Source organism: Enterococcus sp. ZJ1622 (assembly GCF_011038845.1).
Lineage (GTDB): Bacteria > Bacillota > Bacilli > Lactobacillales > Enterococcaceae > Enterococcus_B.
Window position 1 is genome coordinate 1 of sequence record NZ_JAAKDW010000028.1, and the last position, 10,352, is coordinate 10,352.

Genomic DNA, 10,352 nt, shown 5'->3' on the forward strand with positions numbered 1-10,352 from the left:
CTATTCGACGAGTTTCGCTCTCTTTCAACTTCCTATGGGAAGTTCTCCTTTTCTTGTATGGATGGAGAGACAGGGAAACTCTTTGACATCTTGCCCAGCCGGAGAAAAAAAGATTTGGTTGCTTATTTCATGCGTTTTACAAGAAAAGCTCGGATGGGGGTTCGCTACATTGTCACAGATATGAATGCCCCTTATTTTTCATTAGTCAAAGAGTGCTTTCCAAATGCACAAATCATCATTGATTGCTTCCATATTGTGCAACACTTGAACAAGTTTTTCGACCGTATTCGAAAACGCGTGATGAAGCAGTTGGATCGAAAAGATGCTTTACAAGCCAAGTACTATCGACAATTGAAATCTTTGCATAAATTACTTCTAAAATCAGAAGATGAGTTGGATTACACCACATTCAAGAAATGGCAGAATTTTCAATGGCGCTATTTAACAGAAAGTGAAGTAGTTGACCGTCTACTTTCAATCTCTTTTGAACTTAAAACGGCTTATCAGTATTATCAAAAGCTGCTTAGCGCTTATCACGAGAAACAACCAGCTACTTTTTTCCAGCTACTTCGAGAAATGCCCAAAGAAGTTCCCTCGGAACTTCACTACATCAAAAAAGCCTTTTTCAGATATGAAAAAGGGATTCAGCTAGCGTTTTCGAAAAAATATTCTAACGCAAAATTAGAGAATCTTCACACGCATATCAAAACGTTAAAACGAATCGCTTATGGATTTCGAAGTTTTACCAATATGCGCTTGCGGATTTTTCTAATCAACGGGTTAATCAGCTACACATAAAAAAACATCAAAGCTAGTGACTTTTACTAACTTTGATGTTTATAGATGACCTTATCAGTCCGATTTGACAAAGAGCAAAAAAAACTCTCGATTAGAATATCATTTCTAACGAGAGTTTTTTGCTCTTTATTCTTTGAATGCAGCTGTTGGATCAGCTGTTAAAGTGTAAAGAATCGTTGCTTGATAGTTCCCACTGTCATTGGCTATCCCTTTCGGTATAGTCAATTCCACACCATTAGTAGTGTTATCTGCCTGCAGCTTACCTAAGCCGATCGAGTGTTGCCCATAACCGTTTTTCTCGGTTGCTCGTGCAATCTCTACTCCAGCTTTGTCTACTACTAAATCACCTTCAGTCACTTCAGGTGCGTTGAGTTCTCCATTTCCTGAATACAAATGACTAAAATGCAACTCCGCACCATTCAATGGCTGGCCTTTTTCATTGACAAATGGCGTTTCTAATTGTGCGGTCAACGACCAACCTTTTCGATCCGTACTTCTGGTATCTTTTATAGATACAAATGGTGTTATCGGAACATTTCCTTGCATCCTATCTCCATAAGCAAACCATGATGTTCCCCCTTTTTTGTGGGTACCGAAATCTAATTTTGAGGTATAGGTGATCATGAGTTCTCCACCTATTGGATTGATCGGATCCGTCGGATCGACAGGGATTGTTGGATCATTCGGATCAACAGGCTGTACGGGAGTATTATCTTTTGAAAACTCGATCAAAACGTCGGCATCTATTTTCGTCGCTGATGAGTTTTCATTCCCACCTTCATCAGGTGGTGTTGGTGTTTTTCGTGGTTCAAATTGCCATTGTGCGTTAATTTGATAGGTACCAGTTGATTCATTCGTCGTTTGAACATTCGTTCCTTCACGATAAAGAGATTGTGGCACGCCTTCTTTACTAGTTATCGTTAAATAGTCCCCGATTTCAACGGTTTGTTTAGAAAGTTCGTTCATACAGTCTTGTGGTGCCATTCCCCCATCCAAAGCAATCATTTGACGTAATTCATTGTTCTGATTATAGAGGGACATGACAAGAACCTCCGGTTCAGAAGTCGCAGAAAAGGCTGCTGTATTCTTTGGATCGGTAATTCCCTGTAACTGATGTGTCGTTGAATCAATTTTGATAGTTAGACGTTCATCCGTCGTGTCTTTAGTACTAATCGTTAGCTCTGATTCATGCTTGATAACCAACGTAGTTTCGACAACCGTTGTTTTTCCTTGATCATCTGTTACTTTTATTTGAACGGTTTGTTCCCCATATTGGTAATAATTGGGTTCTTTTACGAAAGTATACGTATAATTAGATTGTCCACTTTCAATCAACTCGTTCGGTTCAACCGCTTCACCAACAGTTGTTTCCCCCTCTTTAACCGTGACATTGATTGCTTCTGGGTCGTATTGAAGAAGTTGATTATTTTGAATAACAAATTCTTCACTGTTCTGACTATTTCCATAATCTAGTTGAAGAGTCCCTTTCACGTATAACCCGATTTTTCCACTATTTTTATGTTGAACCGTTATGTGGTCACCATTTTCATAAGCTTTACCATTTAATGCATTAATGAGTTGACTCGGTGAATCTTCCGCGTTGGCTTGCATTTGGTACTTTTGTTTCCCTTCTTTGTCCTGAACGGTGATCGTCAAATAGTCTCCAGCACCTGAATCTAATGGTGTGTCCATACTTGTATCAGTCACAAAATTTAGCGTTTGATTTTGTTTGTTCAACCCTAAAATAAATCGTTCTTGCTCGTAATAACAATGAATAGACAAATTGTTCTCATAAACATAGTTCAGTTTTACTGGAATTTCTTGCGTCACAGCTTCTCCTAAGGAAACTTCTAAAGTATTCGTTTGTTCCCCTGTTTTTCCTAGGTTGAACGGATCTTTCAACCCATACTGCACCGGCATATCAGAAAATGCCTCATGGACAGATGCCACAAATTCTTTTGCTTCTACTGGACTTCCGACTTCTGTCGTTACCTCTTTAGTTTGAATCACATTGTCAGAGAAATAGACTAATTGATCATTTTGAATTCTAAAGAGTTCTTCTTTTTTACATGAATCAAAATCAAGTTTAATCTCACCATTTTGATAGAATTGTAGTTTGTTATCAAATATATTTTTTACTTGGATCCAATCTCCCTCTTCATAAGTTCTACCATTTAATATTGATACTAAATCACTAGGTGTATCTTCACCATTCGCATTCATTTGATACTTTTGTTTCCCTTCTTTTGAAAAAACTGTCACGGAAACAAATAATCCTTGATTATCATTTAATTGAGTGGTCCGATCTGAGTCTGTTACAAAATTAATAGTTTTGTTATTTTTGTTTAGTCCCAAAATAAATCGTTCTTCAGAAGCATACCCACGCATTAACAGATTATTCTCATAAACATAGTTCAATTTCACTGGAATTTCTTGCGTTACAGCTTCTCCTAAGGAGACTTCTAAAGTATTCGTTTGTTCCCCTGTTTTTCCTGGGTTAAACGAATCTTTCAACGCATAATGGATAGACATATCAGAAAATGCCTCATGGACAGATGCCACAAATTCTTCTGCTTCTACTGGACTTCCGACTTCTGTCGTCACTTTTTTAGTTTGGACCATATCGTCCGTTAGACGAATTAATTCATCATTCTGAATCATAAAAATTTCTTCTTTTTTACACGAACCAAAATCAAGTTTAATTTCTCCATTTTTATAATATTGTACTTTATTATCAAAAGTATGTTTTATATGAACAATATCACCATTTTCGTAAGATTTCCTATTCAATGAATCAATCATTTTACTAGCTAAATCTTCCGCATTAGCTTTCATTTGATACTTTTGTTTTCCTTCTTTGTCAGTAACAGTTATTGTCAAATATTCTCCTGAACCAGAATCTAGTTGTGTATTTTGACTTGTATCTGTAACAAAGTTGATGGTTCGATTATCTTCATTCAATCCTAAAATAAAACGTTCCTCTTCCCGATAACAGCGAATAGAAATGTTGTTATCATAAACATATGTTAACTTGATTGGTATTTCTCTAGAGAAGTGTTCTCCGAAGCAGACAGTCAACGTATTCGTTTGTTCCCCTGTTTTTCCTGGATTAAACTCAGAATTTAATGAATAACTAACGGATAAATTAGAGAGGGCTTCATTCACTGAATCCACAAATTCTTCCACTTCTACTGGACTTCCAACTTCTGTCGTTACCTCTTTAGTTTGAACCATATTGTCCGTTAGACGAACTAGTTCATCATTTTTAATTGTAAATAATTGATTTTTTCCTGAACTTCCAAAAGGTAATTCTACTTCCCCCTCTTGATAAAACTGCATTTTATGTGAATGTTGAAGATAGGAAACATCTAGGAGATCACCTTCTTCATACGAAGTTTGATCAAATGCTTTCACTAAGACTTCTGATAGATCTTCGGCATTGGTAGATGCTTGTTTTTTTAGCTTCCCTGTTCGATCATATAGCTCAATTTTTATATAAGCTCCGGTCCCACTATCAAGTTGTGTTGTGAACTCTGTATTTTCTACCAAACGAATTTTTTTATTGCTTGTTTGGAGCCCCAGTCGGAAGCGCTCTTGTGGCCCATAACCTTGAAAAACAATTGAATTGTAATCCTGTAATGTCACGGGTACTTTGATTGTACTACTACGACCAATGGAATTCGCAGCGGTTACTATGACGTTATATTCTCCTGGAAGCCCTAGATTAACCTTACTCGTATCTACCGTATAGGTCAGATTTTCTTCCCCGTATCGGTCACTTACATTTTCAAGTAATTCCTCTGGTTTAAATCCATACTCTCCTACTGGTACAGTGAGTCCTTTTTTCCCTTTAATTGTTGGGGCAGTCCCTTGGACTTGTAGATAAGTTTCTTCTTCCACTGTATTCGTTTTAGCCACAATCTTTAATTGATGATTCCCCATCAATGGTTCAATTGGAATCGAAAATTTCCCATCTTCTGTGGTTTCTGCTTGCCCTATCTGTGTCCCCTCGTCATAGATCATGATGGTTGCTTTCTGACTGACTTTTCCCTCTAAAATCGTTGATTGGTCATTCACTGAGGACACCCATTCAAACACAAATGGTTCTTGATACCCACTAGAATTTCTTGGATCTGAATTTCTCAAATAAGGTAAAGTCCCTTTTGCGACTTTCTCGGTTTGCCAAATATTCTCCGTATTCCAACCAAGCTGTTTGGTGTAAAAGTTTTCCTCTTTGAGAGTGGTCTCTTCGATAGCTTTTACATCTAATTTAGTGATTCCAGCACTCGATTTTCCTGTAGCTGTAGATAGTTCATAGTTATTTTGATAGGTCTTTGAATTATTGTCTTCTTCCATAAATTTCAGACGGTCTTCATCGACATTGCCAATGGAAAAGGAATTAGATTCATCGATTGAAGGCGTCCCATAACTATAAGTACTGCCAATAAACCCCTGACCATTCTTTATGTCAGCTGAAGAATACGTATTCTTAATTGTTCCCGAGATAAAGTTTCCCGCAAGCCCTCCAACTCGAAGGTCTCCTACCTCATTTCCTGTCACTGTTCCTTCATAGATGTACGTATCTGTGATACTTGTATTTTCACCATAACCTACAATCCCTCCAGCAAACGATCCTACAATTTCATTGCCTTGAGAGGAACACTGACTGATAACACTATTTTTAGCTTCTCCTAATAAACCGCCAATCGAATATTTGACTCCTTGTTTGATACTCGCCATGCTATTAAGCACGTGAACATCTCTAATTCTAGCAGTTTCTGCTTGATTCGATAAAATTCCTGTATGTGCTTCTTGATCCTTAATAGTAAAATCTTTTAAAATTAAGGATTCAATTGTTGCGTTATTTAAAGTACCAAACAATGCGGATATGCCATTAGTAATTGTATGGCCGTTTCCTTTTAAGTTTCCTTCAAAGTTTTTAATTTCTTTAGCATTTGTAGGAACTTCAAAATCTGAAATAATTGAGATCGTTGCTTTAGGATCTGCCGTAACTACATCATGTAATTCATCATAGGAACTAACTTCTTTGATTTGAGAAGCGTCATAACCGAAAGCATCATTTTTAAAGGAATTCGTTAATGAAGTATACTCTTTGTAAAGATTTTGTTTGATTTGATAAAAATCATCGATTGAATTTTCAAATGTTTTCTTAAGATCAAGATAAGACATGCTCTTCAAGCCTTTTTTCCCTACTGTCTCTCGATTCTTTAGATATTTTTTTTGAGCGTAAGAACGATAAGTGACTGATGGGTCATTTAAAGCTACTCTTAATGAGTTGATTGACAGTTCATCTACGTTTTCATAGTTCCAATCACTTTGTGAATTATTAAAAACATTAAACCGTTTAAATCCTTCCCATCCGTCTTCAGATACTATTGTATTTATAATACGATGTGTATGCTGAAAGAATTTTCCATTTGCTAAAAAGTAACTGGAATATGACAGAGAAGTGCCGTAACCTTGGCCTCGATTTGTCAGAATATTGTTATTGGTATCATCCGGTTCCATAATTACCAACCCGTGATTGATTAAATCATCAATACTTTGTAGATTCATTGATTCTAATTCTGAAATTGTTAATGGTTTTGCATCGAATGAAGTATTTGAATCAAAAATACCTTCCAATACTCCTGAATCTACATTGATGGGAACTTTACGAATATATTTTACTTGTTCAGACAGGGGCATCTCTAATACTACATCTGCAATTACTGCATCCATCGCATAAATAAAATTCTCTGAGTTTTTAGTCATTGTGACTAAATCTTCTTTGGTTTGGATTTCATTCACATCTGAATTGATCGGATAATCCGTTCCGTATCCAATATTTTCATTATCTGCATAAGTATTAATATAAGAACCAGTATTTCTACCAACATTAAAAATAAATGTGGTTAAAAACTCTCCCCCAGCACTTAACAAACCATTCATTGAATGTCCTAATTCGTGTGCAATTGTAGATGGATCATAACCATTTTGTTGCAGCGAGATATATTGATAACCTCCAACTGCACCGTTCGCATTGTGTGAACTAAAGTTTTCACTCGGTAATAGTAAATTTTTAGCATAATCATCTGTTTCATCTAAAAGATTCCAATTAGGTGCCCACAAAACAAGCTGTCCAATTGAAGAGTCTACTTCTTCCTTATGATCATAGGTTCGATAGAAAAACGCTTCTTCATTTTTGATTGTTCGTATGGCATTTAAAACATCTTTTTCTTTGTCATTTCCTGATGCTATCATTAACAATCGGTATGATTCAATTAACGTTAAGTTACTTCCGGGTTTTTGTGTCAATAAATAAGGTAAATTTTCTTTTAATGCCCCGTTTCGATTCCAAATTCCTACATTATCTTCTTCAGTTAATGCCGTATCCATCTTCACGACTCCGTTAAAGTAATCGTAAAACCATGTAGAATAATCTGTACTTCCTGTCTCTTTTTTAACAAACCATTCAATCAATTCACTGTAAGATTTATTTGTAAACTGTGAATAAACTTGTGTTTGTTTAAATGTATTTCCCACATTCTTACTCAATAAGGCTTCATAATTATTCGCCTTTAATTCTTCTGCGAAATGCAATACTTGGTCGATTTCCCATTTTTGATCTGCTGTAAGTTCTGCTCCTTCAAAATACATCAATTCCCACAAAGAACTCTCGCCAATTGAAACGTCATACCATTTCCCTAAATACGTTGCCACAAATAGCAATTCATTGAAATGTTCTTCAACTTGTTTTTGCTTGATTTCTGGAAATGCCGTAAAAAATGCCTCAAAAAATGGCGTTCCTTCTTTTTGTAAGCGAGCATACGTTTCCTCTAAACCAATTCGATCAAACGATTCACCTGTATGCGCATCTCCATCCGGAATAGTTCCTACTTTTTCACTTCCAAAGGAAGATAAAATAGTTTCAAAAGTTGTTTCTTGTAACCGCTTATTTAAATTATTAATTTCTTCTTGATGCTCTTTTACAATTTGATTATCTATATATTTAGGATGAACCAAAGTACTAAAGTCATTCCCTTTCTTGTGCGTGGTAATTTCCTTTAGTGACAAATTTTCCGTTGATAAACTATCCAAGCTATCTGCCTTTACTTGTTTTTCAACAATGGAATGTAATATATCCGCTACCGGATCCGTAGTCGCTGCATATGCCGCTCCACCTAGAGTTAAAATACTACATCCCAAAATTAAATATCTTTTCATAATATAAATTCCTTTCTTGAATTATTAAAAAAATAAACGAAAAAAGGAATTATTTAATTTCTAATTCTCATTTTTTCTCCCCCATTTTTCAAATTAGTTACCCAGTAATTCTAACAATTGTATTCGAATGAAAAGAATCAGTTCTTTTGTTTATTTTTACCTAATTATGAGTTTTGTTTTTCTCAAACATAAATTATTAACAAATTAAAATCTCCCGTTTATTTTTAGACACATGAATCATCATTTATAATAATAAAAGAGTAAAATAGAAGATTTTTTAACTCCTATCTTACTCTCTCAACATTTCAGCTTTTCATAAATTTGATTTTCTACATACTAGATTATTTTTTACTAACCTTTTTTTTATTTTTTATAAACCAAAGAAACACTACTATAAATATTAGAAGTAAAATCCCCAAAACATATAATAGATAATTAGTTTTAGGTTCATCTGTTATAAATACAGAATTTTTATTATATTCTTTTGCTTCTTTAGCCGTAATTGTAAAATCTTGACTAAAATCAAATGGTTCACCGTCTGCAGTCCCAGAAATTTTCATTGTATATTCTCCTGGAATAAATTTCTTATTTTCAAGACTAATACCAAAATTGAAATTTGAATTAGGAGCCATGCGCATAGCATCATTAGAAGCTTCATAACTTAACTTATCTGTTCCTTTTTGATATACCTGAGCTTTGACAGTCAATTCTCGTATAATCCTCGGAGCCTTATTTTGTAAATTAGCACTAATATAGTTTCTAGAATTACGTTGTTCTGTAAAAACTTTATTTAGAGCCATTTCTGGAGCTACTTCTTCATCTGACTCATGTAATAATACTCCAATTGTATAGGCAATATTATTTTCAACAGCATTTTTTTGTTGTTTTTTCTCCTCTTCAGTTTTTATTTCTGTAAATCTTAATCCACCTAAGATTTCTCCTTTAAATGCATCTTTTGGTATCTCAATATTAATGTTGGCCACTGCTGTACCCTTTGCCGGTACGTTCACTTGCTCAGTTTCTGCTTTAGCTATTTTGTCAAATGCTACTTTTAGGCTTGAATCTTGTTGTTCTGTTTTTAAATAAGATGTTATTCCATTGTTATTCGTTGATGCTGTATTTGTTTCAACCTGAATTTTCATATTTTTGTCTGAACTATTGTAGATTTCTACTTGGAGTTTTAACTTTTGATCAGGAACAACAGTTAAATCGTAATAAGAACTTTGGACCTCACCTGTCTCTGGATCTAATGGGGATACTGAAAAACCTCCACTTTCCTCTGCCAATACTTTAGGACTAATTGAAAATATAGAAAAGATAAGAAAGAATAAACTAATTATCCCTTTTATTTTAGAATTCATTTTATTATATTCTCCTTTTTGTTTACTTAATACATCTTATTCATTAATATTTTACTTCACCATTCTAACTAACAAAGAGAGAAAAATAGTCTCAAAAAACAGCACTATTTATCGTTAAATATGACTCTTTTAATAAAAAAACACATAGATTAAAAATTATGCTTCGTAATTATGGTCAGTAGCAGTCATTTAAAAGCTATTTAGTTTCATAAATTTCTCTCTGAATGTATTTACCAAACTAAAAGTACTAAAAACTTTCTTTCCTATTTTTAGAGGCTTGTGTCTTTCTATTTCATTTATCTTTAATAAAAGAATATAATTTTCTTTAACCTTTCCAGTATAAATCACTCCTTTTTGTAGTTTTTTTATTTTCTTACCTTTTCCATCTATTAACGGCAACATACGATTCACCCAAAGTCTTCCTCCTTTTATCAAATATAAAGTCCATTTTTAAATTCCAATTTTTCTATTTAAGAGTTTAAAGGTAAAAAGAAAGTAGGTTTCTTGAAAGAAACCCACCTTCTTGTTTGTCTACATAGAACTAAAATTTCATTATTGACCTTATTTCTTGTTTACTCTCGTCCATACTTCCTTATGAAAATACATGCCATCGTTGTTTGTACCAGTAAAATTCCTATTACCAGTAAAATAATCGAACGACGCTCACCCGTTTTAGGCAATGCTCCTGTATTTTCAGCTGAGCTATTTGTAGTTGTTCCCGACTCATTGGGGATTTTACTACCAGTCTCATCGGAAGGCTCTTCACTAGTAGAATCAGAGTCCGAATGACTGCCCTGATCTTCCACAAACTGAATGCCGGCCTCTACCGAGACCGTATTGCTTTCCGCATAACCGGTCACTGTCGTTACATCTAAGAATAGCGACAGTAGACTCAGAATAAACAACGTCCTCATTCTTTTCATCTTATCGTCTCCTATTCTTTAAGGTGCACTTCTTAGTTCAAAG

At 34.7% G+C, this 10,352-nt stretch carries 5 protein-coding genes; 1 reads left to right on the plus strand and 4 read right to left on the minus strand.

Annotation, left to right across the window (positions count from 1 at the left end):
- On the plus strand, positions 1–798 hold a 798-nt coding region (locus tag G7Y42_RS14475), incomplete at its 5' end, for an ISL3 family transposase (RefSeq protein WP_165038313.1).
- 126 nt (positions 799–924) lie between these two features.
- Here the strand turns inward: G7Y42_RS14475 and G7Y42_RS14480 are convergent.
- From G7Y42_RS14480 to G7Y42_RS14495, 4 genes are all read right to left on the minus strand, one after another.
- Positions 925–8,025, minus strand: coding sequence for a WxL domain-containing protein (locus G7Y42_RS14480; RefSeq protein ID WP_165007460.1), 7,101 nt, complete (start codon positions 8,023–8,025; stop codon positions 925–927).
- 341 nt (positions 8,026–8,366) lie between these two features.
- Positions 8,367–9,386: a DUF916 and DUF3324 domain-containing protein gene (locus G7Y42_RS14485; RefSeq protein ID WP_165007463.1), complete on the minus strand. Its 1,020-nt coding sequence runs from the start codon at positions 9,384–9,386 to the stop codon at positions 8,367–8,369.
- 189 nt (positions 9,387–9,575) lie between these two features.
- Complete coding sequence (locus G7Y42_RS14490) at positions 9,576–9,797, minus strand: hypothetical protein (protein WP_165007466.1); 222 nt, start codon at positions 9,795–9,797, stop codon at positions 9,576–9,578.
- A 161-nt stretch (positions 9,798–9,958) separates the two neighbouring features.
- A complete protein-coding gene (locus tag G7Y42_RS14495; RefSeq protein ID WP_165007469.1) occupies positions 9,959–10,309 on the minus strand; it encodes an LPXTG cell wall anchor domain-containing protein in 351 nt (116 codons plus the stop codon).
- Positions 10,310–10,352: the final 43 nt, after the last annotated feature.